This window comes from Thioclava sp. GXIMD2076 (genome assembly GCF_037949795.1).
Taxonomy (GTDB): Bacteria; Pseudomonadota; Alphaproteobacteria; order Rhodobacterales; family Rhodobacteraceae; genus Thioclava; species Thioclava kandeliae.
The window spans coordinates 2,121,910-2,148,233 of record NZ_CP149932.1 but is presented as its reverse complement, the minus strand read 5'-3'; the positions used below and the strand labels follow the sequence as shown (position 1 = coordinate 2,148,233).

The 26,324-nt window shown below is 60.2% G+C and carries 29 protein-coding genes; 8 read left to right on the top strand and 21 right to left on the bottom strand.

Going from position 1 to position 26,324, the window contains the following annotated elements; translation table 11 throughout:
* Positions 1-58 precede the first annotated feature (58 nt).
* The 5 genes from WDB91_RS10600 to dusB all read right to left on the bottom strand — a co-directional run bounded on the left by WDB91_RS10600 (position 59) and on the right by dusB (position 7,323).
* Positions 59-1,462, bottom strand: coding sequence for a sigma-54 dependent transcriptional regulator (locus WDB91_RS10600; RefSeq protein ID WP_339112533.1), 1,404 nt, complete (start codon positions 1,460-1,462; stop codon positions 59-61).
* Positions 1,459-3,642 (bottom strand): PAS domain-containing sensor histidine kinase, encoded by a 2,184-nt coding sequence (locus WDB91_RS10595; protein WP_339112532.1) that lies wholly within the window; start codon positions 3,640-3,642, stop codon positions 1,459-1,461. The genes WDB91_RS10600 and WDB91_RS10595 overlap by 4 nt, the downstream gene beginning before the upstream one ends.
* A 257-nt stretch (positions 3,643-3,899) precedes the next feature.
* Positions 3,900-5,279, bottom strand: coding sequence for a sigma-54 dependent transcriptional regulator (locus WDB91_RS10590; RefSeq protein ID WP_339112531.1), 1,380 nt, complete (start codon positions 5,277-5,279; stop codon positions 3,900-3,902).
* Positions 5,280-5,293: 14 nt separating this feature from the next.
* The gene (locus WDB91_RS10585; RefSeq protein WP_339112530.1) at positions 5,294-6,352 is read right to left on the bottom strand and encodes an ATP-binding protein; all 1,059 of its coding nucleotides are present in this window, start codon (positions 6,350-6,352) and stop codon (positions 5,294-5,296) included.
* Entirely contained in the window at positions 6,349-7,323 is a 975-nt protein-coding gene (dusB, locus tag WDB91_RS10580; RefSeq protein ID WP_339112529.1) for a tRNA dihydrouridine synthase DusB, read from the bottom strand. Before dusB ends, WDB91_RS10585 begins: the two co-directional genes overlap by 4 nt.
* Before the next feature lie 228 nt (positions 7,324-7,551).
* On the opposite strand from dusB, the gene WDB91_RS10575 reads away from it, so the two are divergent.
* From WDB91_RS10575 to WDB91_RS10560, 4 genes are all read left to right on the top strand, one after another.
* A complete protein-coding gene (locus tag WDB91_RS10575; protein ID WP_339112528.1) occupies positions 7,552-8,715 on the top strand; it encodes a bifunctional 2-C-methyl-D-erythritol 4-phosphate cytidylyltransferase/2-C-methyl-D-erythritol 2,4-cyclodiphosphate synthase in 1,164 nt (387 codons plus the stop codon).
* 36 nt (positions 8,716-8,751) lie between these two features.
* Positions 8,752-9,243, top strand: a complete 492-nt coding sequence (locus tag WDB91_RS10570; RefSeq protein WP_339112527.1) for a phosphatidylglycerophosphatase A — start codon at positions 8,752-8,754, stop codon at positions 9,241-9,243.
* 13 nt (positions 9,244-9,256) lie between these two features.
* On the top strand, positions 9,257-9,730 hold the full coding sequence (locus WDB91_RS10565) for a CinA family protein (protein ID WP_339112526.1): 474 nt from the start codon (positions 9,257-9,259) through the stop codon (positions 9,728-9,730).
* Positions 9,731-9,907: 177 nt separating this feature from the next.
* Positions 9,908-11,086, top strand: coding sequence for an ammonium transporter (locus WDB91_RS10560; RefSeq protein WP_339112525.1), 1,179 nt, complete (start codon positions 9,908-9,910; stop codon positions 11,084-11,086).
* A gap of 59 nt (positions 11,087-11,145) precedes the next feature.
* Here WDB91_RS10560 and WDB91_RS10555 read toward each other — a convergent pair whose 3' ends face one another.
* A complete protein-coding gene (locus tag WDB91_RS10555) occupies positions 11,146-11,601 on the bottom strand; it encodes a type II toxin-antitoxin system RatA family toxin (RefSeq protein WP_339112524.1) in 456 nt (151 codons plus the stop codon).
* 110 nt (positions 11,602-11,711) lie between these two features.
* On the opposite strand from WDB91_RS10555, the gene hpt reads away from it, so the two are divergent.
* Together hpt and WDB91_RS10545 are read left to right on the top strand one after the other, a co-directional pair.
* The gene (gene hpt, locus WDB91_RS10550) at positions 11,712-12,260 is read left to right on the top strand and encodes a hypoxanthine phosphoribosyltransferase (RefSeq protein WP_339112523.1); all 549 of its coding nucleotides are present in this window, start codon (positions 11,712-11,714) and stop codon (positions 12,258-12,260) included.
* On the top strand, positions 12,257-12,436 hold the full coding sequence (locus WDB91_RS10545; RefSeq protein ID WP_339112522.1) for a hypothetical protein: 180 nt from the start codon (positions 12,257-12,259) through the stop codon (positions 12,434-12,436). The genes hpt and WDB91_RS10545 overlap by 4 nt, the downstream gene beginning before the upstream one ends.
* 176 nt (positions 12,437-12,612) lie before the next feature.
* Here WDB91_RS10545 and grxB read toward each other — a convergent pair whose 3' ends face one another.
* The 12 genes from grxB to WDB91_RS10485 all read right to left on the bottom strand — a co-directional run bounded on the left by grxB (position 12,613) and on the right by WDB91_RS10485 (position 21,355).
* Positions 12,613-13,251 carry a glutaredoxin 2 gene (gene grxB / locus WDB91_RS10540; RefSeq protein ID WP_339112521.1) on the bottom strand — a complete coding sequence of 213 codons (639 nt, stop codon included), beginning with the start codon at positions 13,249-13,251 and terminating at the stop codon, positions 12,613-12,615.
* A gap of 75 nt (positions 13,252-13,326) precedes the next feature.
* A complete protein-coding gene (locus WDB91_RS10535; protein WP_339112520.1) occupies positions 13,327-13,854 on the bottom strand; it encodes a DsbE family thiol:disulfide interchange protein in 528 nt (175 codons plus the stop codon).
* Positions 13,847-14,008, bottom strand: coding sequence for a heme exporter protein CcmD (gene ccmD / locus WDB91_RS10530; protein WP_339112519.1), 162 nt, complete (start codon positions 14,006-14,008; stop codon positions 13,847-13,849). Before ccmD ends, WDB91_RS10535 begins: the two co-directional genes overlap by 8 nt.
* Positions 14,008-14,736, bottom strand: a complete 729-nt coding sequence (locus WDB91_RS10525; protein ID WP_339112518.1) for a heme ABC transporter permease — start codon at positions 14,734-14,736, stop codon at positions 14,008-14,010. Before WDB91_RS10525 ends, ccmD begins: the two co-directional genes overlap by 1 nt.
* 66 nt (positions 14,737-14,802) lie before the next feature.
* Entirely contained in the window at positions 14,803-15,459 is a 657-nt protein-coding gene (ccmB, locus tag WDB91_RS10520) for a heme exporter protein CcmB (protein ID WP_339112517.1), read from the bottom strand.
* A complete protein-coding gene (ccmA, locus tag WDB91_RS10515; protein ID WP_339112516.1) occupies positions 15,456-16,091 on the bottom strand; it encodes a heme ABC exporter ATP-binding protein CcmA in 636 nt (211 codons plus the stop codon). The genes ccmB and ccmA overlap by 4 nt, the downstream gene beginning before the upstream one ends.
* Before the next feature lie 4 nt (positions 16,092-16,095).
* Positions 16,096-16,479, bottom strand: a complete 384-nt coding sequence (locus WDB91_RS10510; protein WP_339112515.1) for an Mth938-like domain-containing protein — start codon at positions 16,477-16,479, stop codon at positions 16,096-16,098.
* Between the two features lie 15 nt (positions 16,480-16,494).
* The gene (secF, locus tag WDB91_RS10505) at positions 16,495-17,475 is read right to left on the bottom strand and encodes a protein translocase subunit SecF (protein WP_339112514.1); all 981 of its coding nucleotides are present in this window, start codon (positions 17,473-17,475) and stop codon (positions 16,495-16,497) included.
* A gap of 13 nt (positions 17,476-17,488) precedes the next feature.
* On the bottom strand, positions 17,489-19,153 hold the full coding sequence (gene secD, locus WDB91_RS10500; RefSeq protein WP_339112513.1) for a protein translocase subunit SecD: 1,665 nt from the start codon (positions 19,151-19,153) through the stop codon (positions 17,489-17,491).
* 17 nt (positions 19,154-19,170) lie between these two features.
* Positions 19,171-19,509 (bottom strand): preprotein translocase subunit YajC, encoded by a 339-nt coding sequence (gene yajC / locus WDB91_RS10495; RefSeq protein ID WP_339112512.1) that lies wholly within the window; start codon positions 19,507-19,509, stop codon positions 19,171-19,173.
* A gap of 378 nt (positions 19,510-19,887) precedes the next feature.
* Positions 19,888-20,409: a hypothetical protein gene (locus WDB91_RS10490; protein ID WP_339112511.1), complete on the bottom strand. Its 522-nt coding sequence runs from the start codon at positions 20,407-20,409 to the stop codon at positions 19,888-19,890.
* A gap of 466 nt (positions 20,410-20,875) precedes the next feature.
* Entirely contained in the window at positions 20,876-21,355 is a 480-nt protein-coding gene (locus WDB91_RS10485) for a hypothetical protein (protein ID WP_339112510.1), read from the bottom strand.
* Between the two features lie 405 nt (positions 21,356-21,760).
* On the opposite strand from WDB91_RS10485, the gene mazG reads away from it, so the two are divergent.
* Positions 21,761-22,537, top strand: coding sequence for a nucleoside triphosphate pyrophosphohydrolase (gene mazG / locus WDB91_RS10480; protein WP_339114504.1), 777 nt, complete (start codon positions 21,761-21,763; stop codon positions 22,535-22,537).
* Between the two features lie 15 nt (positions 22,538-22,552).
* Here mazG and WDB91_RS10475 read toward each other — a convergent pair whose 3' ends face one another.
* On the bottom strand, positions 22,553-23,368 hold the full coding sequence (locus WDB91_RS10475; protein WP_339112509.1) for a sulfite exporter TauE/SafE family protein: 816 nt from the start codon (positions 23,366-23,368) through the stop codon (positions 22,553-22,555).
* Positions 23,369-23,415: 47 nt separating this feature from the next.
* Positions 23,416-24,381 carry a tRNA dihydrouridine(20/20a) synthase DusA gene (gene dusA, locus WDB91_RS10470; RefSeq protein WP_339112508.1) on the bottom strand — a complete coding sequence of 322 codons (966 nt, stop codon included), beginning with the start codon at positions 24,379-24,381 and terminating at the stop codon, positions 23,416-23,418.
* A 707-nt stretch (positions 24,382-25,088) separates the two neighbouring features.
* Here dusA and WDB91_RS10465 point away from each other — a divergent pair.
* Positions 25,089-25,715 carry a hypothetical protein gene (locus WDB91_RS10465; protein ID WP_339112507.1) on the top strand — a complete coding sequence of 209 codons (627 nt, stop codon included), beginning with the start codon at positions 25,089-25,091 and terminating at the stop codon, positions 25,713-25,715.
* Between the two features lie 81 nt (positions 25,716-25,796).
* Here the strand turns inward: WDB91_RS10465 and WDB91_RS10460 are convergent, their stop codons facing one another.
* Complete coding sequence (locus WDB91_RS10460; RefSeq protein WP_339112506.1) at positions 25,797-26,324, bottom strand: DoxX family membrane protein; 528 nt, start codon at positions 26,322-26,324, stop codon at positions 25,797-25,799.

Below are 26,324 nucleotides of genomic sequence, written 5' to 3'. Positions count from 1 at the left end.
TTGGTCTCGGTTTTATGCGGCAGCGCGGCAAGGGTCAATCACCCCGACCTATCGCGCCCTATTCCGCATCTTCCTCGATCCGCGCCATCCGGCCACCGGACTTGACGCCGGTCACGACGCCGAGCGATTTCAGTTTACGGTGCAACGCTGAACGCTCCATGCCTACAAAATTCGCCGTGCGGGAAATATTGCCGCCAAACCGGTTGATCTGGGTCAGAAGATACTCGCGCTCGAACAGTTCGCGCGCCTCGCGCAACGGCAATGTCGCCAGCTGGCCCGACAGCACGATGCGGCTCGATTCCGTCTCCACAGGCTGGTCACCCTGCAGCTCGCGCGCCTCGATCTCGCCCGTGCCATCGCCGAGGATCAGCAGTCGTTCGATCACATTGCGCAGCTGGCGGATATTACCCGGCCATTCCATCGTCTGCATCATCGCCAGCGCATCGCCCGACAATTTGCGCAGCGGCAGCCCCTGCGTCTCGTTGAACTGCACGAGGAAATACTCGGCCAGAAGCGCCAGATCCTCACGCCGGTCAGCGAGGCCGGGAACCGCGATCGGCACGACATTCAGCCGGTCATAGAGCTCCTGACGGAAGCGGCCCGAGGCGATCTCTACGGTGAGATCGCGTGTGGTGGAGCTGATCACGCGCAGATCTACCCGCACCTTATCGGCCCCGCCAACGCGCAGGAACTGCTGCTCGGTGAGGACACGCAGGATTTTCGACTGCGTGCCAAGCGGCATTTCCGCGACTTCGTCGAAATAGACAACGCCGCCATGCGCCTGTTCAAGCAGGCCTTTCTCGATCCCGCGCTCGGGCGTCTCGCGGCCAAACAAAACCTCTTCCATACGGTCAGGCTCGATGGAGGCCGAGTTGACGGTGATAAAAGGAGCGGTCGCACGGGTGGAGAGTTGATGGATATAGCGCGCAGCCGTCTCCTTGCCAGACCCCGGCTCCCCGGTCAGCATCACGCGACCATTGGATTTTGTAACCTTATCAAGCTGATCTCGGAGCTTCTTGAAAGCGGCACTCTCGCCCAGCATCTCGCCCGTCTGCATGTCGCGGCGCTTGAGCGTGGAATTCTCGCGGCGCAGCCTCGATGTTTCCATCGCGCGTGAAACAACTACCAACAACTGGTCGATATTGAAAGGTTTTTCGATGAAATCATAAGCACCCTGCTTGATCGCGGCCACAGCGATCTCGACATTGCCATGCCCCGAAATGATAATGATCGGAATATCGGGATTGTCCCGCTTCGTCGTCTTCAGAATATCGATCCCGTCCATCCGGCTATCCTTCAGCCAGATATCGAGGATCATGAGGGCCGGAGGCTCGGCATTGACGGCCTCCATACATTCATCGGAATTCGACGCCATCCGGGTCGAAAAGCCTTCGTCCTGAAGAATTTCGGAAATTAGTTCCCGAATATCCTTTTCGTCGTCGACAATCAGAATATCGCTCATGTCAGCTCACTATCCTTGATGGCGCGCACTGCCGCGTGGGCACGAGGCAGGCGGATTTCGGCAAGGGCGCCCGAATGGGCACCTGGGTGAAATGGCGGCGCATCCCGAAGCATCAAAGTGCCGCCATGCTCTTCGATGATTTTCTTTACAATAGAGAGCCCTAGCCCCGTTCCTTTGGAGCGGGTGGTTACATAGGGCTCGAACAGACGGGAGCGGTCTTCGGGCAAGCCCACCCCGTTATCCATGATCTGCAAGGTTATGAATTCCGGCTGAACACTCATGAGCACGCGAACCTCTGGTGCATAGCCCTCTTCCACGCCTTTTTCATAAAGCGTTTCAACCGCTTCTCCTGCATTCTTGATCAGGTTTGTCACCGCTTGCCCGATCATCGTCTGATCCAGCTCGACCAGAAGCGGACCATCGGGCAGCTCGGCACTCAGCTCTGCGCCGTGCAGCGCGCCTTCCTGAATGGTGATCGCATCCCGCAGAAGCGCCACCAAATCGACCTCACGGCGATCAGGCTCGGGCATCCGCGCGAATTTGGAAAACTCGTCAACAATACGACGCAAGTCATTGGTCTGACGGATGATCACACCAGTCAGCTGCTCCAGCGCGGGCTCGTCCTCACCCACATGCCTGCGGAACTTGCGCTTGATCCGTTCGGCCGATAGCTGGATCGGCGTCAGCGGATTCTTGATCTCGTGGGCGATCCGGCGGGCCACATCTCCCCATGCGGCCATGCGCTGGGCCGAAACAAGCTCGGTGACATCCTCGAAGGCGATCACATAGCCCTCGCGCAGACCGTCCTCGCGTAGACGAAGTGCAACGCGGACCAGAAGACTCTCGAGTTTCCCGAAGCGAGATACCCGAACCTCCTCCTGCACCACATCCTGAACGGCACTATGCAAGCGTCTGAAAAGATCAGAGAATTCCGGAACAGCTTCGTCAATCATCCGCTGATGGTCGGCAAGGTTGTCCAGATCCAGAAGTTTCGCCGCAGAGCGGTTGATAAAATCGATCCGGCCCGCAGCATCAAGCCCGATCACCCCGGAGGTTACCGAGCCAAGAACGGAATCGAACAGGCGCCGCTGTTCCTCGGTCACCGAGTGACTGGCCATCAGCGCCACCCGCTGGTCTTTAAGCTGGCCCGTCATCTTGTTGAAACTACGCCCCAAAAGCGCGATCTCGTCATCGCCCTCGGCCTCGATTACCCGCGCATCAAGATCCCCGGCGCCGACCTTCTCGGCCGCGACCGCCATCCGACCGATGGGCAGCGAAAGCCGCTCGGCAAACCAGAGACCCAACCAGATCGCGGCCAGAATGAGGATGAGCGCAAATCCCATATAGACAAGCCCGAATTCGAACAGCACTCTGCCGCGCGTCGCCTCCAGCTGCTGATAGAGTGTCACTGTGGTGCGTGTGTCATCCAGAAGCGACAGGATCGATCCGTCCACCTTACGAGAGACATAAAGATATCTGTCAGCAAAGGCGTCCAACTGTTTGAGCGCGCGAAATTCATTATTGTCCCAGTCCTCGATCAGGACCGTCTGACCGGATTGCGCCTGCACGATCTTCTCCGGTGCGGGCTTTTCGAAATCAAAGAGATAACTACGGTCACCGCGCGCGATAATCTCGCCTGTCCCGTCGATCACATAGGCCTCTTTCAGACCTCTCTGGATACCGCTTTGACCCGCCACCAGCAGCTCGCGCAGCTCGCCATCCGACATGAAGGTCGCCGCTTGCCGCCGGATATTGAGGAACCCCGCCAGTGCGTCAGCATCGTCGGTGAGATCCCGTCGATGTTCGTTCTGATAGGCTTCGGCGGCCTGAAGCGAAGTGCCGACAACCTCCCGAACGCGGTCGGAGAACCATCCCTCCATCCCGATATTCACTGTCAAACCGGCAAACAGCGCCACAAGAACCGTAGGCACCAATGCGACAAAGGCGAAGATACCGGTCAGGCGCAAGGTCAGGCGTGATCCAACCGACCGCTTGCGCCTTGCGGCCACCATCTGTGCAAGTCGCGTAAGAATAAGGCCCGCCAAGCCCATGAAATAGATGAAATCAGCAAGAAGGATCAGCCGCAACGAGCCGCTATCGCCCCCTTGCGCCAGAGGTCCCAGCACCACGAAGGTCGCAATCGCCAGAATGGGGCCGAGGATAACCAGCCCAAGCGTCATGGCATTTTGCACACGCCTCTGCCTGCGCAACCGGACAAACCGGTCCCACAATGCCCCGCGATGTCGATTGACCGTCTTCACTGCCGCCCCCGAGACTTCGGAAAAACCGGGCGGCCTACAATGGGCCTGCCTCTTGCTTTATGTTGCCATAATACATCAGCGCGGCAGGAGTGTCACGCTCATAAAGCCTCGGACATACTAATTAAATCAATTCTTGGGCAAAAAGCCGCCCGAAACAGGTTCGGGCGGTGTCACTTTCAGGTCAGCTTACGGCGGCGCGTAACTTGGATGTCGAGATCGGTGATTTTCTTGCGCAGGGTATTGCGGTTGATCCCCAGCAGATCGGCGCAGCGGGCCTGATTGCCCCCTGTCGCATCGAGCGCAATCTCGATCAGCGGCGCTTCCATCTCCTTCAGGATCCGGTCATAGAGACCGGGCGCCGGAAGGTTGCCACCATGCAGATCAAAATAACGGCGCAGATGGCGCGCTATGGAGGCCGACAGCTTCTCGCCCTCTCCACCCGGGCGCAGCGGTTCGACTGCGGGTTGGTTGCCCAGAACGGCTTCGACCTCGTTGCGCGAAATCTCGTCCTCGGACGAGGTCACCACGAGACGGCGGATCGTATTCTCGAGCTGGCGCACGTTACCCGGCCATGCATAGGCCCGCACGAGCGCCATGGCCTCGGTCGAGAAGAGGCGATGGCCGAGGCCTTCCGTCTCGGAACGCCCCAGAAAATGCTCGGCCAGAAGCGGAATATCCTCGACACGCTCTCGCAGCGGCGGCACCGCCAGCGTCACACCGCCCAAGCGGTAATACAGATCCTGCCGGAACTTGTCGGCTTCCATCAGCGCGGCCAGATCGACCTGCGTCGTGGCCATGATACGCGGCGCCGGATCGGGAAGGCTATCGAGAAGACGCACGATCTTCGCTTGGGTCTCATCGTCATAATCGCCCACCTCGTCAAAGACGAGGCTACCGCCTTTGGCGCGGCTGATCAGCGAGGACGCCCCTTCGGCCCCTTGCAGATCGGAGGCCTGAGCGACCACGAATGGCAGGGTGCGGCGATCGGAGAAATCATGAATAGCCCGCGCGATCAGCGATTTTCCGGTTCCGGATTCCCCAAGTATCAGCACCGGCAGATCGGCATTCATCACCCGTGCAACAAGCCGGTAAAGCGCCTGCATCGCCTGCGTGCGACCCACCAGCGGCAGATCGGATTGCGGTTCGCGGACCTCGATTTCGACCGGTTTGGGCGGCGAGACCTGCTGTTTGCGCTTCTGCTCCAAAGCCTTTTGGGCCCGCTTCATCAGATCGGGCAGATCGAAAGGCTTGGGCAGGTAGTCATAAGCATCCGCTTCGGCCGCCTGCACCGCCGTCATGATGGTGTTCTGCGCCGAGATCACGATCACTGGCATGCCCGGACGGTGCTCCGCGATCTTGGGGAGCTGTTGGAGACCATTGCCATCGGGCATCATCACATCGGAGATCACCAGATCGCCTTTGCCCTCTTCGACCCAGCGCATCAGCGTGGTCAGCGACGCGGTTGCGTGAACACGGCACCCCGCCCGCGTCAGGGCTTGGGTCAAAACAGTACGGATCGTGCGATCGTCATCAGCTACAAGGACTGTACCATCCATCGGGGCTACTCCTTTTATCGGGCGACTGGCAGAGAAATACGGAAAACGGTCCGACCGGGGACGGAATCGAGATTGATCCAGCCGTCATGGTCGGAAATAATTTTGGACACGAGCGCGAGGCCAAGCCCCGTGCCGTTCTCGCGCCCTGAAACGAAAGGCTCGAAAACATTAGCAGCGATATCGGCCGGAATGCCCGGACCGTCATCGATGATCTCGACCTGCAGGGGCAAAGCCTTCCCGCGGCCATCTGCCGTCCGGATGCGCAGCTTGTGCTCGTAAAAGGTCCGGATCGTGATTGTGCCTTCGGTTTTCGCGGCCTGGCTGGCATTTTTCAGAAGGTTCAGGAACACCTGCACCAACTGGTCGGCATCGCCCAGCGTCAACGGCAGCGACGGATCGTAATCGTCGCGGATCTCCATATGCCCGCCGAACCCGACCTCCGCCGATTTGCGTGCGCGGTCCAGCACATCATGGATGTTCACCGGCTTTTTCTCGGGCGGCCGGACATTGCCGAACTGCTCGACCTGCTCCAGAAGCTTTACCACACGCCGCGTCTCGTCGACGATGAGGTCGGTCAGTTCCAGATCCTCGCCGGTCAGTCCCATCGACAGCAGCTGGGCCGCCCCCGCGATACCGGCCAGCGGATTCTTGATCTCGTGGGCCAGCATCTCGGCCATACCGATCGCCGAGCGCGCGGCAGATTTGGCCATATTGGCACGGCCAAGACGGTCAGACAGCTCGCGCGGAGTAATCAGGAACAGGATCTGGTCGGGATCGGAGCCCAGCGTCGAGGTCTGCAGATTGCATTGCACCGGCGCTTTCTCTCCTGTCGTCACCTCGACATCATTGACGAAAACGGTGGTCTGACCAGCGCGGGTGCGGGCGAAGATCTCCTCGAGAGGCGCATTGATCGCCAGCCGCTCGGAGACCGATTTGCCCTGCATCGCGCGCGCCGAGAGGTTGAGAAACTGCTCGGCCGAAGGGTTCACCTCGCTCACACAATCGTCTCGGTCGATCAGAAGTGCCGGAATAGGCAGGGAATTCCAGATTACGCCGGGGGCAGGCAGTGTCACGCAGCCATCCTCTCACCAAAAGCGGCCAGAATCAGAGCGCGCGTGGCCTCCGGCGTCTGGGCCCGCACCATTTCGTCACGCAGCGGCGCACCGGCAGCCTCGGCATACCAGCCCAGATGCTTGCGGGCGAGCCGCAGGCCCAGCTCCGCGCCGTAAAACCTTAAAATCTCTTCGTAATGGCCAAGGATCATCTGGGCCAGATCCATCCCCTCCGGGATCGCAGGCGCAGGCGTGCCGTGGATCTCATGGGCAATCTGCGCTAAAAGCCATGGCCGCCCCTGAATACCACGTCCGATCATCACCCCCGCAGCCCCGCTCTGTTCAAGCGCGGCGCGGGCGCTGGCCGCACTGGTGATATCGCCATTGGCAATCACCGGAATATCGACGGCCTCCACGACCTCGCGGATCGCGGCCCAATCGGCACTGCCCTTGTAGAACTGCATGCGTGTGCGGCCATGCACGACGATCATCTGGACGCCTGCAGCCTCGGCACGGCGCGCGATCTCGGCCGCATTGCGGCTGTCATCGCACCAGCCAAGGCGCATCTTCAGCGTGACCGGCACATCGACGGCGGCAACCACCGCCTCGATCAGCGTCAGCGCATGATCGGGGTTGCGCATCAGCGCCGAGCCCGACGCCCCGCCCGTCACCTTCTTCGCCGGACAGCCCATATTGATATCGATCACCCGCGCGCCCATTCCGGCGACCAGCTTGGCCGCCTCGCCCATAGGCTGCGCCTCGCGCCCCGCCAGCTGGACCGAGGAGGGCATATCGAGCGACATATCCGTGCGCGCCTTGGCCCGTACCGAGGGCTTGGCCGTCAGCATCTCGCCCGAGGCCACCATCTCGGACACAACGAGCCCCGCCCCAAAGCCCCCAACAAGGCTGCGGAACGGCTTATCCGTTATTCCGGCCATAGGTGCCAGTAGCACCGGCGGATCGATAGAGACATCTTGAAGCTGAATAGACACGGACCATCCCGAAATAACTCTGGTTTTCTGCTACCGCCTCATCGGCTGAATCACAAATCCTCTGAGGCGAATCTCCCGTTAAAAAGGCAGGAAAAATATGCACCTGCCTAATTATTATGCAAATATACGCGGAAATCGACCGCATTTCAATAAAAGCCTGTTCTGATTGCACAGAACTTCCGCATCGCCTAAGGCTTTGGCAAAGATTTCGACGTGCAAGAGGTTTCGATGTCGATCGCGATGATAATCGTCGCAGCTGGGCGTGGCACACGCGCCGGTGGCGAGGAGCCCAAACAGTGGCAGATGCTTGCCGGCCAACCCGTGCTGCGTCATACGATTGCAAGCTGCTATAAGGCGTTAGCCTCCGCCAATGCCGAATGTGCACGCGTCGTCGTGGTGCTGCATCCCGATGATATGGCGCGGGGGCTGGCACTAACCGGCGGAGCAGTTACGCTGGTTGCGGGCGGCAACACCCGTGATGCGTCTGTCCGAAACGCTTTGGAGGCCCTTGCCGACCAGAATATAAGCAAAGTGTTGATCCATGACGGAGCGCGCCCCTTGCTGCCCGCCGAGGTGCTGACAGGCGTTCTGCACGCACTCGACGACCATCCTGCAGCAGCACCGGCCCTGCCCGTCTCGGATGCGCTCTGGACCGGCGCGCAGGATCTGGTCAGCGGCACACGCGACCGCACGGGCCTCTACCGTGCGCAGACCCCGCAGGGGTTCCGCTTCGACGCCATCCTCGCCGCGCACCGCGCCCATGAGGGCCCTGCCGCCGATGATGTGGAGATTGCGCGCATGGCGGGGATGGACGTCGCGATCACGCTTGGGCATGAAGATAATCTCAAGATCACCTATCCCGCAGATTTCGCCCGCGCCGAGGCGATCCTGCGAGCAAGAAAGGATGCCGCAATGGATGTAAGACTGGGCAATGGCTATGATGTGCATGCTTTCACCGAGGGCGACCATGTGGTGCTGTGCGGCGTGAAGATTCCGCATTCCAAAGCGCTTTTAGGCCATTCGGATGCCGATGTGGGCATGCATGCGCTGACCGATGCGATCTATGGCGCTTTGGCGCAGGGCGATATCGGACGGCATTTCCCGCCCAGTGATCCGCAATGGAAGGGCGCGGCCAGCTGGATCTTCCTCGACCATGCCGCAAAACTCGCGCGCAAGATGGGCTACCGGATCGGTAATGCCGATGTCACCCTGATCTGCGAGCGCCCCAAGGTCGGGGCCCATGCGCCCGAGATGATGGCCGAGCTGGCGCGCATCATGGAGATCGAGCCGGACCGTGTATCGGTCAAGGCCACCACCTCCGAACGTCTCGGCTTTACCGGCCGCGAGGAGGGCATCGCCTCCATCGCCACCGTCACCCTGATTGCCGAGTAAGCTCGCCGTCCTATCTGCGCCCCCAAGGAGACATCCATGCTGAATTTCATCAATACCTTCTTCTGGTCGGGCAAGCTGAAACCGGCCTCGGGCACTTGGGGGTCGCTTGCCGCGTTGATCGTCGGCTGGGCGATAGAGCATTGGCTGGGCTTCTGGCCGCTGGTTATTGCCTTTGTTCTGGCAACGGTGGTGGGGTTCATCACGGTCCCTGCCGAGCTGAAGGACCGCCCCTCCGATGATCCGTCCGAGATCGTGATCGACGAGGTCGCAGGGCTCTGGCTGGCCATGCTGTTCCCTGCCGTGGGCTTCTACATGCGCGATATGTCCATGGTCTGGCCGGGGCCTATCGCGGCCTTCCTGCTGTTCCGGCTCTTCGATATCTGGAAGCCCTCACTCGTGGGTTGGGCGGATCGTCTGCATACACCGCAGGGCGTGATGCTGGACGATCTGATCGCCGGCGTCTTTGCCGGCATCTGCACGATCATCCTCGCAGCCCTCTACCATATCCCCCTGATCCTGATGTCCTGAGCCGGAGGCCGCCATGTCCGATCTTGCCCCCCTCGTAATAGCCGCCGCCAAAGCCAGAGGCCTCATGATTGCCACGGCTGAAAGTTGCACAGGCGGCATGATCGCGGCGGCACTGACCGATATCGCAGGATCCTCTGCCGTGTTCGAGCGTGGCTTTGTCACCTATTCCAACGCGGCCAAGACCGAGATGCTGGGCGTGCCCGCAGAAACCATCGCCCAGTATGGTGCTGTCTCGGAAGAGGTCGCGTCTGCTATGGCCGCAGGCGCCCTCGCCCATAGCCGGGCAGCGATTGCCGTTTCGGTCACGGGCATCGCGGGTCCCGGAGGCTCCGAGCACAAACCCGAAGGCCGCGTCTGTTTCGGACTGGCCCGCACAGGGGCCCCGCCACAGACATGGACCTGCGATTACGGTGCAATCGGACGCGGACTTGTCCGCCACCACACCCGTGAACACGCCCTTTCTTTAATCCTGACGTCTGTTAAATAAGCATATTTATATTTTTATTTCGGCGCAAAATTGATCATGGAGCCGAAATTTATGCACAATATGTAATCTTTCTTCATAACGACTACATATTAACCGCCATTATTGGCGATTTGCCCCTTTACCGGTCTTCCATAGGATATATGCCGCCTCGGCGCGATCTTTCACGGAGGAAATCGGATGAGCGGAGCAGATACGGCATGGGTCATGGTTGCGACAGCCTTGGTCCTGTTCATGACATTACCAGGGCTTGCCCTGTTCTATGGCGGTCTTGTCAGGGCGCGGAACGTGCTCTCGGTATTCATGCAATGTTTTGCCGTTGCCTGTCTGATGAGCCTCCTTTGGCTGCTCTTCGGCTATTCGATGGCCTTCGGCAGCGGCGACGGTTTCTGGGGCGGTTTGGGCAAATTCGCCCTGATCGGCATCACCCCTGACGATCTCCGCGGGACAATTCCCGAAATCTGCTTCTTCGCTTTCCAGATGACCTTCGCGATCATCACTCCGGCACTGATCCTCGGCGCTTTTGTCGAGCGGATCAATTTTGCCTTTGTGCTGAGCTTTTGTGCCCTGTGGCTACTCGCCGTTTACGCGCCCGTTACACACTGGATCTGGGGCGGTGGCATGATGGCCGATGGAGGCATCTTCGGCGCGGTCGGCACCAAGGATTTCGCAGGCGGCATCGTCGTGCACGAAACCGCAGCCCTCGCAGCCCTTCTTCTGGCCGTCATGGTCGGACCGCGCGCGAAGCGTCACACCCCGCCGCATGCGCCGGTGTTGGTGGCCATCGGTGCGGGCATGCTCTGGGTCGGATGGTTCGGTTTCAATGGTGGCTCGCAGCTTGCCGCCGATGGTGGCGCGGCAATGGCGATCACCGTCACCCATATTTCCGCGGCCGCCGCCTCACTCTCCTGGGCGCTCTGGGAGCGGATCAAATTCGGCAAATCCAGCCTGATCGGTCTGGTGACCGGCACGATCGCGGGACTGGCCTCCATCACCCCCGCCTCCGGCTATGTTGGCCCTCTGGAGGCGCTCCTGATAGGCGCCATCGCCGGTATTCTGTGTCAGGAAGCCGTGATCCTGCTCCGCGACCAGCTGAAGATCGACGACTCGCTCGATGTATTTGCCGTGCACGGCGTGGGTGGAATTTTTGGCACCATCATGATCGCGGCTCTGGGCCATGGCGCATGGATCGCCCAACTGGGCGCACTCATCATGGTGGGCGTCTATACGATCGTCCTCAGCTGGATCATCGCCAAGCTCGTCGGTCTCGTCTTCCCGATGCGAGTCTCCTCGGAAGACGAGAATAGCGGGCTCGATCTCGCCGCCCATGGCGAACGCGCCTACGACCATACATCCTGAGACCGGAAAAGCCGCCCCTCGGGGCGGCTTTTTATCTGTCTGGCAACCGGTTGGCGTATTTACTTCACACCGTATAGATCATGTGCGCGGTCCTCGAAGGCCTTCACGATCCGGCGCATTGCCTCATTGAAAACCGTGCCAATAACGCCTTGCAAGATCTTGTTCTTGAACTCGAAATCAACAAAGAAATCAACCTTGCAGCCGCCCTCGGGCAGATCCTCGAAATCCCAGGTGCTTTTGAGATATTTAAACGGCCCGTCAAGATATTCGGTGTCAATATGCTTTGTCTCGGGCCAAAGCGTCACGCGCGAGCCAAAGCGCTCGCGGAAGACCTTGAACGAGATCACCAGATCCGCGAGCATCACCGTTGACCCATCGGGCTGCTCAGTCGTCGAGCGGATACGTGCGGCCGAGTTCCAAGGCAGGAATTTCGGATAGCTCTGCACATCAGCCACCAAATCATACATTTGCTGTGCCGTATACGGCAGCACGCGGCTGTCAGATTGTTTAGGCATAGCCGACCTTCTTCCCGTTACCCTTGTTTCGCCGCCCCTTTACTTGCGATAAACGAAGGGAGATTCAAGAGCCGATCAACCGGACCGGCTCTGCAAAGGAGCGCAATACGATGACTGATCGTCCCTATGAGATCGAAACCTTTATCTCGGCCAAGCAGATCGCGGCACGGGTCGAAACTCTGGCCGCCGAGATTACCGAACATTTCCAAGGCACTGACAAACTGGTGGTGATAGGGCTTCTGCGTGGATCTTTTGTGTTCATAGCCGATCTGATCCGCGAGATCGACCTGCCCTGCGAGGTCGATTTCCTCGAGGCGTCGAGCTATGGAAACGAGACAACCTCCTCACGGGAAGTTCGTGTTCTGAAGGACTTACGCGGAAATATCGGCGGTCGGGATGTGCTTGTGGTCGAGGATATCGTCGATACCGGTCATACGATCTCAAAGATCATGGAGATGCTGCGGGCACGCGGTCCACGAAAGATCGCCTGCTGCGCGATGCTTGACAAGCCCTCGCGGCGCGAGGTCGATGTGAAGGCTGACTGGTGCGGCTTCGAGATCCCCGACGAGTTCGTAATCGGCTATGGTCTGGACTTCGCGCAGAGCCACCGTAACCTGCCCTATATCGGGACGGTTAGATTTCTGGATGACGTGCAATGAACCTCATCTGGTTCTTCCGGATGGCGAAATGGGTTCGCCATCCTCCTTCCAAACGTCAGGTGCGGATCGTCCTGATCGTCGCGGCCTGTGCGCTGCTCATACTGGGGCTCGATTGGCTCGGGCTTTGGCCGGATTGGGCGCAGATGCAACCGGGTGGCCGGCATCGGATTAACTAATCCAAAGCGCTTTGAGAGCTAATCAAAGCGCTTTGGATGGCGATAATGAGAAAAAACCTGAGGACCATGCGCGTGATAATCCCTACAGTCTCAGTGAGGCCCATCGGCATATCGAAAAATTACATAGTAAGAGCATTCAAACCGGTTTGAAAAATCTCCAAACCGGTCTGGAATACTTAACAAGACGCGCGAAGCGCACTGACCAACGGCACACCGCTTCGTTCAGCCATCCGGTGGCGATAGGCATCGACTGCGGCGGGATAGCGGATCCCGTCCATCACAGAAAGCGACCGCAAAACCGGAAAGAGCAGGATATCGTTGATCGAGGCCCCCTCGGCATCCGGCAGTAACGGCACCAGCGCCTCGAGCCCCAGTTCGAGAGATGCAATCAACTCCGGCGTTCTGGCCTTCAAACCATCGAAATCACCAAAGGTGGCGGTTTTCTTGCGCGTGAAATAGGCGATCGCTTCGGGGCTCGCGAATTCCGGATAGACCGGGTCCGGGGTGCGTGGAATTACCAGATCATTGATCACATCGTTCCATTTCTCCAGCCACTCGACCAAAGCAGGATCGGGCGCGCCCCCAAAAACCGGAAGCCCGTCGAGCGCATCAAGATAGTGAACAATATCAAGGCTCTCGGCCATATACTTCCCATCATCTTGCAAGATGGGAAGCATTTTGGCCCCGATCATACGGATCGGTGTCTCTTCATCATCATTCAACTGAAACCCGAGATCGAAGGGAATGTCTTTCAGACCGAAGGGGATACGCGCACGCACGCAGAACGGACAATGATCATAAACGAACAGCTTCATGAGAGCTCCTTTCGAAGGCATATCCCTAGACCCTAGCGATCCCGCCGCGGAAGAAAACCTCTGAAGCTTCGCTGTTTATTCGGATTGCCCCAGAAGCGGCTGAATTTTCTGGGAAATAACATCATCGGTCAGAGGGCCGGCATAGCGCATCAGCACCTTCCCATCCCCATCCACGACAAAGGTTTCCGGCACGCCATAGACGCCCCAGTTAAGCGCCATCTGGCCCTCGGGATCCTGCCCGGCACGGGCGAAAGGATTACCCAAACTATCCAAAAACGCCAGTGCCTTATCTGGGTTATCCTTATAGTTCACACCAAGTATCTGGACCCCCTGTCCGGCAAGCGATTCCAGATTGGGATGTTCCACCCGACAGGGCGCGCACCATGAGGCCCAGAAATTCACCAGCTTTACCTTGCCGTCTTTCAGATCGGCGCTGGAAAATTCGGGAAGCGTCCCCAAGGCGCTCAGCTGCACCTCGGGCGCCGGCTTGCCCGCAAAGGCCGTGGGCAGCTGGCTCGGATCCTGCCGCGACATGCCCCAGATGAACATCCCCGCAAGGGCCGCAAAGACCAGCGGCGGCGCCAGCATAAGAGGCTTAACCATTGCGGATCTCCTCCATGCGCGCTTCTTGCCGCGCCAGAGCGGCCTTCACACGGCGGCTCTGCCAGAGCGTCACGCCGATCACCACGGCCAGCAATACTAGGCAGGCGCCCCAGCTCAGAAGGACCGTATATTCGTATTTTCCAAGATCGAGCATCAGACCATCCGCTCCCTTTGTTCGAGTGCGTGGAGCCTGCGGCGACGGATCTCGGTGCGGGTTCGCACCAGCACAAGGGTCAGGAACAATAGCCCAAAGCCCACCATACACAGCAACAGCGGGAACCAGTAGACATCCGCGATATGCTGCTCGCGATCCATCGACAGGGTCGCGCCCTGGTGCAGCCCCTGATTCCAGAAATTCACCGCATAGCGCGACAGAAGCGCAAAGACCGAGCCCACAAGGCACAGCACACCCGTCAGATCGGCCGCCGTATCGGGGTTATCGATCGCGGCCCAGAGCGCCATATAGCCCAGATAGAAGAGGAAGAGGATCAGGAAGGAGGTCAAGCGCGGATCCCATGCCCACCAAGTGCCCCACATCGGTTCGCCCCAGATCGCACCGGTCACCAGCGCGATCAGCGTCATCACCATCCCCACAGGCGCCGCAGCCTTGGCCGCCAGTGCCGAGACATGGTGGCGGCGGATGATCCAGATCAGCGAGGCCACCAGCATCATGATCCATATATTGATCGCCATCATCGCCGAGGGCACATGGACATAGATGACTTTCACGCTGGAACCGAAATTATCGGCAGCGGGCGTGAAAAAAAAGCCCCAGACCAGCCCCGGGACGAGGGTCAGGATCGTGAGGGCTACCACGAATGGCAGCAGCTTATCGGTCGTTCGCATGAACTTGACCGGATTGGCGTATTCCCAGATCGACATCGGTGGCGGAACCTTTCAACGGACATGGGCTACCTTTCGCCCGCCACGGGCGCAGGTGGCCTTGATTTACCTCAGATTTACGCGGATTGCCGCGGCAGATGCAAACGGGACCAGCGCCGCCGACGCCAATGTGATCCCTGCCAGCACGAAGGCGGGGGCCTCGACACTCATACCCTGCGCTCCGCGCCGCACCAGCTCGGCACCAAAGATGAGCGTCGGCACATAGAGCGGCAGCACCAGAAGCGATAGCAGAAGCCCCCCGCGTTTGATCCCCACGGTGAGGGCGGCCCCGAACGTCCCCAAAACCGAGAGCGCGGGCGTGCCCAGAAGGAGCGCCAGCACCAGCCAGACATAGCCCTGCGGATCGAGATGCAGAAGCAACCCGAACAAGGGCGAGGCGATCACCAGCGGCAGGCCCGTGGTCAGCCAATGCGCCAAGGCCTTCATGGACACAACGGCCTCCATCGGCATCGGCGCGGTGGCCAGAAGGTCGAGCGAGCCATCCTCGTAATCGAGCGCGAAGATCCGGTCGAGCGAGAGAAGACAGGCCAGAAGCGCGCCGACCCAGAGGATGCCGGGCGCGATACGGGCAAGCACCTCGGCCTGCGGACCAACCCCGAAGGGCACCAGCGTGACCACGATCAGGAAAAAGGCCAGACCAAGCCCGAAGCCGCCGCCCGCGCGGAAGGCCAGACGCAAGTCCCGAAGAAGGAGTGCTCTCATAGGAACGCCTCGTCAAAGCCGCCGGTCAGACCGGTAGGCGGTGCCAGCGGATCGGCACGGAAAGGCGCCAGCTCCAGCACGCGCGCCTCGGGCAGACCCAGATCGATATGGGTGGCCATGAGAGCGGCGCCGCCCGAGACAAGATGCGCGCGGATGGCCTCTGCAAAGAGCGCCACCGATGCCTGATCGAGCGAGACGGTCGGCTCGTCGAGCACCCAGATCGGGCGGCCGGTCACCAGAAGCCGCGCAAGGCCGAGGCGGCGCTTCTGCCCCGCCGACAGACTATGGGCGGCGCGATCCGCCAGCGCCTCGAGATTCATCAAAGACAGCGCATGATCGATCCTGCGCGTCGCATAGATATCGGCCCAGAATGTCAGGTTCTCGGTCACACTCAGCGTGGATTTGAGCCCGTCGGAATGCCCCGCATAAGCCATCGCCTCGGCAGCAAGCGACATCTGCCCGCCAAGCGGCGGCTGCAATCCGGCGATGGTGCGCAGAAGGGTCGTCTTGCCGATGCCGTTGGGGCCGCGCAGAACAAGCGCCTCACCGCGATCCATGGTGAAGGAAACGCCCGAGAGGATCGGCACCCCCGCACGGGCGACGCTGAGATCTTCGACACTGAGAAGAGCCATTATCTCAGCCCTGCAATTCGGGCGGAAGATCACCCGGCATGGGCAGAAGCGCTACAGCCACGCGGCGGCCTTCGGTCAGGAGAACATTATAGCTGCGCGCGGCAGAGGGGCTCGACATCGGTTCGGGCATCAGGCCCAGTTCCTCGATGGCGGCGGTAAACGCGGCGGGCGGAAAAGCGATATCGGCGCCCATGCCCACAAAGAGCACATCGATTTTGCCGACCAGCGCGCGAATGGGATCAAGGTCCTCGAACCCGCCCCAATCGGCAACCCCTGCCCCGTAAACCAGTTGCGCGCCGCGACGCACCTCGCCGCCGATCCGGAAGAACCCCGGCCCGTATCCATCGATGGGCAGGGCTCCGGAAAAGCTGGCTTCGGTCATCTGCATCGCGGCACCTATCGCTTACTTGGTCTCGGCTTTGGTGGTCTTGTCGAAGAATTCCTCGGCAGGATCCTTTTTCTCGGTCCGGTTCAGGCCGATCATCAGCACGATATTTTTGGCCACGAAGACCGAGGAATAGGTCCCGATCAGCACGCCAAAGGTCATCGCGAAGACGAAGCCACGGATCACATCACCGCCCAGCACAAGCATGGAGATCAGTGCCAGCAGCGTGGTGCCCGAGGTCATGACCGTGCGCGAGAGCGTCTCGTTGACCGAGATGTTCATTACCTCGCGAAGCGGCATCGTTTTGTATTTGATCAGGTTCTCGCGCAAGCGGTCGAAGACCACCACGGTGTCGTTGATCGAATAGCCCAGAATGGTCAGAAGCGCCGCGATGATCGTCAGGTCGAACTTGATCTGGAAGAGGGAGAAGACGCCCACGGTGATCAGCAAATCGTGCAGCAGCGCCAGCACGGCACCCACGGCAAACTGCCACTCGAAGCGCAACCAGATATAGATCAGGATCGCGGCGGCCGCGGCCAGGACCGACAGGATCGCGGTCTTGATCAGCTCGCCCGAAACCTTGGGGCCCACGGATTCGGTTGCGGTGAATTTCACATCGGGTGCAACGCCCTTGATCGCGGTATCGATAGCGGACACGGTTTGCGGGCTGACCGAGCCCTCGTCATCCTGCGCCTGGATACGGATTTCGGCCACATGCTGGTCGGCATCGAAGGACGGGTCATAGACCTGCGTGATCACCACATCGCCCAGATCGAGCGGCTGCAGCGCGCTGCGCCATGCGCCCACATCGACCTCCTTGCTGCTCTCGGCGCGGATGGTCGTGCCACCGCGGAAATCGATACCGAGATTGAGGCCCATGACGAAGGTGATGACGAGCGCCACCGCCATCAGCACCATGGAGCCCCAGAAGGTGATCAGCTGGTGTTTGAAAAAGTCGAACTTGGTCTCGTCGGGAACGAGCTTGAGACGGAATGCCATTGGTTTCGCTCCTTCAGAGATCTAGCGTTTTGGGACGGCGGCGGCCGAACCATGTGACGACGAACAGGCGCGTCACCCAGATGGCCGTAAAGACCGAGGTCACGATCCCGATGATCAGCGTCACGGCAAAGCCGCGCACCGGACCTGCCCCCAGCACGAAGAGGATGACGGCGGTCAGGAAGGTGGTGACATTGGCGTCGATGATGGCCGACATCGCCTTCTCGTAACCGATCTCGATGGCGCGGGCGGGGCCTTTGACCCGCTTCAGCTCCTCACGGATCCGCTCGTAGATCAGCACGTTGGCATCCACCGCCGTGCCCATAGTCAGCACGATCCCCGCGATACCGGGCAGCGTCAGCGTGCCGCCGATCATCGACATGATGCCGAAGAGCAGCCCGATATTGATCAGGAGCGCCACCGAGGCGAAGGTTCCGAAGAGACCGTAGCTTGCGATCATATAGGCCACGACGAGCGTGAGGCCCACCACGGCCGCAATCGCGCCCGCGCGGATCGAGTCGGCGCCGAGTTCCGGACCGATGGTGCGTTCCTCGAGGAAGTTCAGCTTGGCCGGCAGCGCGCCCGAACGCAGCAGGAGCGCCAGATCGGTTGATTGCTGGATGGTGAAATTACCGGTGATGATGCCCGAACCACCCGCGATATGGGTCTGGATTGTGGGCGCGGAGATCACCTCGTTATCGAGCACGATGGCGAAGGGCTCGCCGATATGGCTGGCGGTGAAATCGCCGAACTGGCGCGCACCGGTGGTGTTGAAGCGGAAGCTCACCGCCGGATAGCCGTTCTGGTCGGTGGCGGCTTTGGCGTCGGTCAGCGCGTCGCCCGAGACAACCGGCACGTCGCCAAGGATATAATAGAGGCCCTCACGCTCGGCATCGGGCACGAGGATATTGCCCTGACCGGCGCTGGCATCGGCATTCTGCGTTGTGCCATTGACCTGCATGAAGTTCAGCTGCGCGGTCGTGCCGATCAGATCCTTCAGCTCCTGTGCCGAGCCGATGCCGGGCACTTCGATGAGGATGCGGTCGGAGCCCTGACGCGCGATGGTAGGTTCGCGGGTGCCCGCGGCATCGATCCGGCGACGCACGATTTCCAGCGATTGCTGCATCGTGCGGTCATCGGTGGCCTGCTTCTCGGCATCCGAGAGCTTGACAGTGATAATATCACCCTGCCCCGAGATATCGAGGTCATCCTGCCCCACACCCGAAAGCGAGGTGATCGGGGACGCAAGGGTTTTTGCGGTAGCGACGGCGGTCTGGATCTGGTCGGCATTGCCGATCTGGATCTTCAGCTCGTCATCGGCGCTCTCGACACGGCGGATCGCGCCGATGGTCGAACGGTCCTTGGCCAAGGCCGTGCGCATCTCGGGCCAGAGCGATTTCATCCGCGCGGCATAGACATCCGAAAGCTGGACTTCGGCCAGAAGATGGGCCCCGCCACGAAGGTCGAGACCCAGATTGACAAGACCGCTGGGCAGCCAGCTGGGCCATGCATCCATGGCCGCCTGCTGGTCATCGCTCAGCGCGTCGGTTTTTTCCAGGGTAGAGACCGCATCATTATGCCCCTCCACCTTGGAATAGAAGATATTTGGCGCGGCCATCGCAAGCCCTATGACACATAGGGCAATGATGAGAATACGCTTCCAAAGCGGGATATGCAGCATGGCCGGCGCCTTCGTTCTTATTTCGCTTCAGCAGCGGGTTCGGTCTTGGACACAACCTGACCGATGGTCGACTTCACAACGCGCACTTTCACGCCAGCCGCGATCTCGACCTCGACGGTGCCGTCTTCACGCACATTGGTAACCTTGCCCATGATCCCGCCTTGGGTCACGACCTCGTCGCCGCGACGCAGGGCTTCGACCATCTGGCGGTGTTGTTTCGCCTTTTTCTGCTGCGGACGGATCAGCAGGAAATACATGATGACGAAGATCAGGATCAGCGGCAAAAACTGACCGAGAGCGGCCATACCACCGGGGGCTGCGCCAGCTGCCTGAGCATATGCGGGAGTCGCGAACATTGACTTTGGGTCCTTTCCTTAGGGCCAGAGGGCGCGAGACGCGCCTTTGTATCCGGCGCGCACCCTATAGGGGCCTTGGAGGGTTGGCAAGTTTCTGCCGCCCTCGTAACGAACAAGGCGCCGGAATACATCATGTATCCGACGCTCACACGCAAATGTCAGGAAAGTTTCGGCTGGCCCGAGGCCCATGCGCCGTTCTGGCGCGCGCGGAGTTCCTGTCCGGGGTGGGTGGGGGTGAAACCCGGGGGAGAGCTGCCAACCCCGGGCGGGGTGATCCCGGACAGGATCCTCGGCGAAAGATGTGTCATCGCCCGCAGTCGCGGAAGATCACGGCGATATGGGGTGGTCACAGGGGTGATCTGACCACCCGAGGCAGGGTCAGAGGGTCTGCTGGTTGATCAGGGTCTGCAGCTTGGCACGTTCTGCGCCGACCATATCCTGCGCGCTCATCTCGGCGATATCGGTGCATTCCTCGATCATGAAGGCAAAGAAATCGCTTTCGAATTCGACGCCATCGACCACAAGGCGGGCGATGAAACGCAGTTTGGCGAGAGCTTCCTTAAGGTTGGAAGGTTCGGTTTCATAGATAACGCTTTCCAGCGTGTTGAGCTGGTAGCGATAGATGCGGACCTCGGTCTCGAGTTCTTCGATCTCTGCGGTCTCGCTGGTATGAACGGGAGGACGCTCCGGAATATCCATGGTGCCACGCAGGGCGGATTTGATGCGCTCTTCGCTGATCATCTGGTGATAGCGCGACATCTTGGCCTGCTGCTCGGTCAGAACGCGATCGCACAGACCCTCGATATAGTCATAGCGGCGGATCAGCTCGATCAGCGACTTGGTGTCCTTGCGCTCCGCCTGAGGAACACCGGTGGTCTGGAAGTTGACTGCGTTCTGCATCGTATTCGTCCTTCTGTTCGCCTGTGGCAGCCAGCCCTGTCTTGCTGCCGATGACCCTATAATTGCGGGTCCGCTTGGCCAAATGAGGGAGGAAGAAAGGCATTGTTTCCCACTTGGTTACCAATTCATTAACGATGACCGGCAGGTGGTTAAATATCGTTAACATGATGGCGCATCCAATTTTCTTATAATTTTCAGTAAATTAGAATTTAAAATCGGATGGCAGAAATAAGGCGGCGATTTTCGGGCGAGATCCGGGGGTAAATCTTTACCCTTTATTTACCAATCAGGCAGGCCTTGCCCCATTTCAACACAGGCACGGCCAGAAATGAGATCGGTTCGGAACTGGAAACAAAGGCGAGATCAACCGTGATTCTGCGAGGAAGAGAATCGGATCAGGTGCCACAGGCGGCTACAGGCGCCGCAAGCATGGAAAAAGGCGCCCCCGAGGGCGCCTGAAGCAGGGTCAATGAGGAAGGGCGCTGACACTATCGACACCGGCAAAGCCGGTCTCGGACAGCAGATCCGAGCATTCCTCCATCACATTGGCAAAGTAATCGGGCGAGAACTCGTATCCGTCCTGCATCTGCCCAGACAAAAAGCGCAGCTTAGAAAGTGCTTCGGCTGCATCGCGCGGAGGGGTCTCGAAGATTACATCCTCGATCAGTGCCATCTGATAGCCGATGATACGGATCTCCTGCTCCAGCTCGTCGATCTCGGCGAGTTTGATATCGGCATTACGCGCCGCCCCCCCCTCGCCCAGAGACGCATCCTCTCCGATGGCAACGATCTCGCGCTGCAGTTCGAGCGAATGGGCTTCCTGTTCGGAGAGCATCTTGTCGGACAGATCGCGCAGGTAGCTATGGCGCGCGACAAGCTCGGTCATCGGCAGTCGTTCCGACGGGCCCCCGAGGCGCCCGTTCTGGGGTTTCACATCTGCAAACATCACCAGTCATCCCTTCTTGGTGCACAATTGTTGCGGCTCTCGCCAGAAGACCCGAAATCACGGACCCCAAACAACCACGTCCCCGCTCCATCCCGTTCGAGGATGATGCGACCTTGTGCCAAGCGAAGAGATGACACTTCGTGTCACACGATATCCGGAGACTTCTGGCCCCCGACCTCGCCTGGCTGGCGCGGTCTTCATGGTTGACACTAGTAGGGTCCGCTTAACGCAAGGTGAATTTGTTCCCGTTTTGATCGCATTCTTCCGCCCGCTCTGGACTCTCCAAATGCAGGACCGGATAAAGACCACGACCCTGTATGAAAGAAAGGCTCCGCCATGGCCCGCCCCGATGATCCAATCATTACCGATGACACACAGCAGGCCGGCCACCAGTTCCAGCGACTCATGGCCATCATGGAGAACCTGCGCGATCCCCAGACCGGTTGCCCTTGGGATATCGAGCAGGATTTCGCCTCCATCGCGCCCTATACGCTCGAGGAGGCGCATGAGGTGGCCGATGCGATCGAGCGCGAGGCATGGGACGAGCTGCCTGCCGAGCTGGGTGATCTGGCGCTGCAGGTGGTCTTCCACGCGCAGATCGCCAAGGATCGCGGGCTCTTCGATGTGACGCAGGTGCTCAGTGCCATCAACAACAAGATGGTGCATCGCCATCCCCATGTCTTCGGCACCGAGAGCCGTGACAAATCCTCGGCCCAGCAGACGCTCGATTGGGAGAAAATCAAGGCCGCCGAGCGCGCGGCCAAAGGGATCGCGGAAAAGCCCACCGGTGTTCTGGATGATGTGGCGCTGGCCCTGCCCGCGCTGACCCGTGCGCTCAAGCTGCAAAAACGCGCCGCACGGGTAGGCTTTGACTGGTCCGATATCGGCGATGTTCTAGCCAAGATCGCGGAAGAGGCCGACGAACTGGCCGAGGCGCGCGACGAGCTGGGCCCTGAGGAGATGGCCGAGGAATATGGCGATCTGCTCTTCGTGATGGTCAATCTCGGGCGGCATCTGAAGCTCGACCCCGAGGCCTGCCTGCGCGCGGCCAATACCAAGTTCACCCGCCGCTTCGGCTATATCGAGGACAGCCTGCGCGCTTCAGGCAAGACGCCCGAGCAGAGTGATCTGGCCGAGATGGACGCGCTCTGGGACAAGGCAAAGGCTGCGGGGATCAAATGATCCCCGCAGGCCCGCTCAGAACAGCACCTTGCGCGCCATGTTCAGCGCGACCAGCGCAAGGAAGACGGCAAAGACACGCTTGAGCATCTTGGGGTCCAACTTATGCGCAAGTGCGGCGCCCAAGGGGGCCGTCAGTGTGGTGGTGGCGATCACGATGAGGAAGGCGGGGATATTGACCGCACCGATCGTATAGGGCGGCGCATCGCTGACCGGGGTCAGCAGGAAACCGATGGCCGAGGGCACGGCGATGATCACCCCGAACCCCGAGGCCGTCGCCACCGCACGGTGGATCGGCACACCATGCAGCGTCATCAGCGGCGTGCCGATCGAGCCGCCGCCAATCCCGAGCAGCACCGAGACCAGACCCGTCAGCGGCGCATAGATCATCCGGCGCCCGAGACCCGGCATCTCCTCGGCCAGCCGCCAGGTCGATTTGCCAAAGAGCATATACATAGCGATCACAAAGACCATCACCGCAAAGATGACCTGCAACGCGGAAGTGCTTAGCTGATGCACGACAAGAACGCCCACCAGCGCACCGATGGCAATCAGCCATGCCCATGCTTTCAGGATCGACCATTCCACCGCGCCGCGTTTGTTATGCGCCAGCACAGAGCGGCAGGACGTCACGATGATGGTGGCAAGCGAGGTTGCCACGCAGACCTGCATCAGGTCGTTCGAGCCATAGCCCAATGCCGAGAACAGGTAGAAAAAGGCAGGCACCAGTACGATACCGCCCCCGACCCCCAGAAGCCCCGCCAGCACACCGGCAAAGGCCCCTGTTGCGATCAGGATAAGAACGAGCGGGATGAGTGTAGCAGGGTCGGTCATAGGCGCGTGTGGCTCCGGAGTGTTACAAAAGGCCCGTGACGGACCGGTCAGTCTTGCTCGGACTGCGCGCGCATGGCCTGCGCCACCGCCCCTACCGCCTGAACGAAAAGCGCACTATCGGCACCCGTGCGGGTCGCTCCTTCGGACAGGATCTGGCGATACCGCCGCGCGCCGGGCTTGCCATGGAACAGGCCGAGCATATGGCGCGTAATCTGATGCAAGCGTCCACCGTGAGCAAGGTGATTATCGATGTAAGGCACCATGGTTTCCGCAATTTCAAAAGGATCGCGCGGCGCGCCCTGCCCCCAGAGTCGCTGATCGGCCGCGCCAAGAATCTCCATCGGCTCGTGATAGGCCGCGCGCCCGACCATCGCGCCGTCGAGCCCGCGCGCCAGTGCCTCCTCAGCCGCAGCCAATGTGGCAAGGCCGCCATTCAGCGAAATATTGAGATGCGGATACTCGGCCTTCATCCGCTCGACGAGCGGATAGTCGAGGGGCGGGATCTCGCGGTTGTCCTTGGGCGACAATCCTTGGAGCCACGCCTTGCGGGCATGGATGGTAAAGCGCGTGACGCCCGCGGCCGACACCGTCTCGAGAAAACGCGGGAGCACCTCGTAAGGGGCCTGATCATCTACCCCGATGCGGCATTTCACGGTGACCTCGGCATGGGCCACGGCCTGCATCTCGGCCACGCATTCGGCCACCAGCTCGGGCGTCTTCATCAGCACGGCGCCGAAGGCCCCCGATTGAACGCGATCCGACGGGCAGCCGCAATTGAGATTGATCTCGTCATAGCCCCAGTCATTGGCGATCCGCGTGGCCTCGCGCAATTCCGCTGGATCAGACCCGCCCAGCTGCAGGGCCACCGGATGTTCGGGCGTATTATAATCGAGAAGCTTGGAGCGGTCGCCATGCACGATCGCAGGGGCGGTGACCATTTCGGTATAAAGCAGAGCGTGATGCGAGATCTGGCGATGGAAGAAACGACAATGCCTGTCAGTCCAATCCATCATGGGTGCCACAGAAAGCCTAAAGCTACTGTTTTTATAAATAAAATCAGATTTATTCAGGTCTTGATCCGTCATGTCATCCCGCAAGATTTTTGTTTGTTCACAGTGAGTCAACTTCCTGTCCCTGGTGCAACCGCTGCAATCTGGCAGAGACAGGAACGGGCCTTGGCAGATCGGGCCGCTGGCCGACAGAAGCCCCGGACCGGGTCGCCGGTCTATAACGCAGATCTCAGGACAATGCGAGACGGCAGTTGATCGGCCTCCAATAGCGCGGCTCGGCCCTCTTACCAACCGTCCGGCCATCCCCGCGCCGCGCCTATCTAGGCACGACAGGCCTTGCATGGCAGTTTGCGCGCATCCCCAAAAATCGAGCCCCTCCCCATACCACTGTCACGCAAGCGCTCGGTGTTTTCTCCGTCTTCGGGATGGTTCCTGACGATTTGTCAGCCCGTCACAACAGGTCTGCGCCGGAACGTGTTGCCGGAACATGTTGCCTGATCGCGCCCCCGCGCTAACGGCTGCCACCGGGTAGCTTTCCAATTGTCAGAAGCTCCCGCTCACGGGCCGGAGTTTACTGATGCACAGCCCCTGCGCGACGGAACCCTGATAAATCCTTTCCGAGCCCTTCACATCCGAGCTGAAGGTAGATAATTCGCCCCCTTCATGACAGAATTGTGTCGCCGAATGGTTGGCGGCCGGGAGGACGAGCCGTGAATGCAATAAGGTGGATCGGAGTGGTGCTGCTGGTTGCGAGTGTACCGCTGGCGCTGTGGTTGCCACTTTGGACGAGCTTCGAGAACGGGCCCGTCGAAACGTCGCAGGCGCTCCTTCTACTGGTCGGCGCGGGCCTCTCTCTCCGCTATGCGCGGGTCCCGACACAGGATGCGCGGGGGGGCTGGTTCTGGCTGGCGGCGGTGCCGTTCTGGATCGGTCTAGCGCTACGCGAGCTGAGCTGGGGGGCGGTGTTCCTTGCTCCGCAATCCATCGGCGAACACGGGCCGCAATTCTCGTCCCATGTGCTGTGGTACAAGCCCTTCGTGGCCCCCGTGATGATGGCGCTTCTGGTGCTGGCGGTTGTGAGTTTCCTTTACGGGCGCGGGATCCGCCGTATCGGCCAGCTGATCGCACATAAGGCCTTCCCCTTTGGCGATTTCGGCCTGTTCATTCTGGCGATGCTGGTCTCCTCTGCCGCAGAGGGCCATGTGGGAAGCAGCCTCTATGGCCTACCCAACGGGCAGGTCACCGAGGAGATTGCCGAATTTGCGGCCTATATGTTCCTCTTCTCCGCCCAGTGCCGGATCTTCGCAGCGCTCGGAAGGCTCTCCCCGCGCCAGTAACTGGAGCGGACATCGGGCGTGCGAACCGGCCACCCCACCGTAGGCGGGGCCCCGGACCACAAGGCATCGTCTCTGCCGCCCCTATCTTGGAGTATGACGGCGTAACCCGTTAAACAGACGGTCCGCCGAAAACCATCCGCCTCCTGAGACTGCAAGCCCCCCCAGAAGCCAGATCCACAGAAGCCGCTGGTCCAGCAGGCTATCCGCGGCGCGGTCAAAGAGCTTTCCCGCAGTCTCCGGTCCGACACCATGGCCCACGAGATCCGTCACCGTCATGACTATGATGAAGCCGATCATCATGACCGAAGCCGCCCGTGTCGCCAGTCCGGCAAGGATCAGCGCGGGCAGAATGATCTCCGCCGCAGTGCCAGCGGCCACGACCAGTTTCGCGAGAGGCGCGAGGCCGTCCGGATCATATCCCAATGCCTCCATCCTGCGCGGAAAGATCTGCACATAGGCCGACGCCGACAAGCCGAAACCATCAAGCTTGGTCAGGGCCGAGGTCCAGAAGAAGCGCAGCAACACCGCCGCAAACACAAGCCGTGTGACACAGCCGAGGGCCAGAATCTCCCGCGTGGGCGCCTGCGGCCCGAAAATGACCCGCCTCAT

Coding starts and splice junctions, on each gene's coding strand:
- WDB91_RS10525 (WP_339112518.1), bottom strand. CDS start 14,736: ATGTCGATCTGGGAATACGCCAATCCGGTCAAGTTCATGCGAACGACC.
- ccmB (WP_339112517.1), bottom strand. CDS start 15,459: ATGAGAGCACTCCTTCTTCGGGACTTGCGTCTGGCCTTCCGCGCGGGC.
- yajC (WP_339112512.1), bottom strand. CDS start 19,509: ATGTTCGCGACTCCCGCATATGCTCAGGCAGCTGGCGCAGCCCCCGGT.
- mazG (WP_339114504.1), top strand. CDS start 21,761: ATGGCCATCATGGAGAACCTGCGCGATCCCCAGACCGGTTGCCCTTGG.
- WDB91_RS10545 (WP_339112522.1), top strand. CDS start 12,257: ATGAACCTCATCTGGTTCTTCCGGATGGCGAAATGGGTTCGCCATCCT.
- WDB91_RS10485 (WP_339112510.1), bottom strand. CDS start 21,355: ATGTTTGCAGATGTGAAACCCCAGAACGGGCGCCTCGGGGGCCCGTCG.
- WDB91_RS10535 (WP_339112520.1), bottom strand. CDS start 13,854: ATGGTTAAGCCTCTTATGCTGGCGCCGCCGCTGGTCTTTGCGGCCCTT.
- WDB91_RS10600 (WP_339112533.1), bottom strand. CDS start 1,462: ATGAGCGATATTCTGATTGTCGACGACGAAAAGGATATTCGGGAACTA.
- secF (WP_339112514.1), bottom strand. CDS start 17,475: ATGGCATTCCGTCTCAAGCTCGTTCCCGACGAGACCAAGTTCGACTTT.
- WDB91_RS10590 (WP_339112531.1), bottom strand. CDS start 5,279: ATGGATGGTACAGTCCTTGTAGCTGATGACGATCGCACGATCCGTACT.
- WDB91_RS10560 (WP_339112525.1), top strand. CDS start 9,908: ATGAGCGGAGCAGATACGGCATGGGTCATGGTTGCGACAGCCTTGGTC.
- WDB91_RS10490 (WP_339112511.1), bottom strand. CDS start 20,409: ATGCAGAACGCAGTCAACTTCCAGACCACCGGTGTTCCTCAGGCGGAG.
- WDB91_RS10475 (WP_339112509.1), bottom strand. CDS start 23,368: ATGACCGACCCTGCTACACTCATCCCGCTCGTTCTTATCCTGATCGCA.
- grxB (WP_339112521.1), bottom strand. CDS start 13,251: ATGAAGCTGTTCGTTTATGATCATTGTCCGTTCTGCGTGCGTGCGCGT.
- WDB91_RS10460 (WP_339112506.1), bottom strand. CDS start 26,324: ATGAGGCGGGTCATTTTCGGGCCGCAGGCGCCCACGCGGGAGATTCTG.
- secD (WP_339112513.1), bottom strand. CDS start 19,153: ATGCTGCATATCCCGCTTTGGAAGCGTATTCTCATCATTGCCCTATGT.
- WDB91_RS10510 (WP_339112515.1), bottom strand. CDS start 16,479: ATGCAGATGACCGAAGCCAGCTTTTCCGGAGCCCTGCCCATCGATGGA.
- WDB91_RS10575 (WP_339112528.1), top strand. CDS start 7,552: ATGTCGATCGCGATGATAATCGTCGCAGCTGGGCGTGGCACACGCGCC.
- hpt (WP_339112523.1), top strand. CDS start 11,712: ATGACTGATCGTCCCTATGAGATCGAAACCTTTATCTCGGCCAAGCAG.
- ccmA (WP_339112516.1), bottom strand. CDS start 16,091: ATGGCTCTTCTCAGTGTCGAAGATCTCAGCGTCGCCCGTGCGGGGGTG.
- WDB91_RS10570 (WP_339112527.1), top strand. CDS start 8,752: ATGCTGAATTTCATCAATACCTTCTTCTGGTCGGGCAAGCTGAAACCG.
- WDB91_RS10595 (WP_339112532.1), bottom strand. CDS start 3,642: ATGACGCTTGGGCTGGTTATCCTCGGCCCCATTCTGGCGATTGCGACC.
- WDB91_RS10565 (WP_339112526.1), top strand. CDS start 9,257: ATGTCCGATCTTGCCCCCCTCGTAATAGCCGCCGCCAAAGCCAGAGGC.
- dusA (WP_339112508.1), bottom strand. CDS start 24,381: ATGATGGATTGGACTGACAGGCATTGTCGTTTCTTCCATCGCCAGATC.
- WDB91_RS10555 (WP_339112524.1), bottom strand. CDS start 11,601: ATGCCTAAACAATCTGACAGCCGCGTGCTGCCGTATACGGCACAGCAA.
- ccmD (WP_339112519.1), bottom strand. CDS start 14,008: ATGCTCGATCTTGGAAAATACGAATATACGGTCCTTCTGAGCTGGGGC.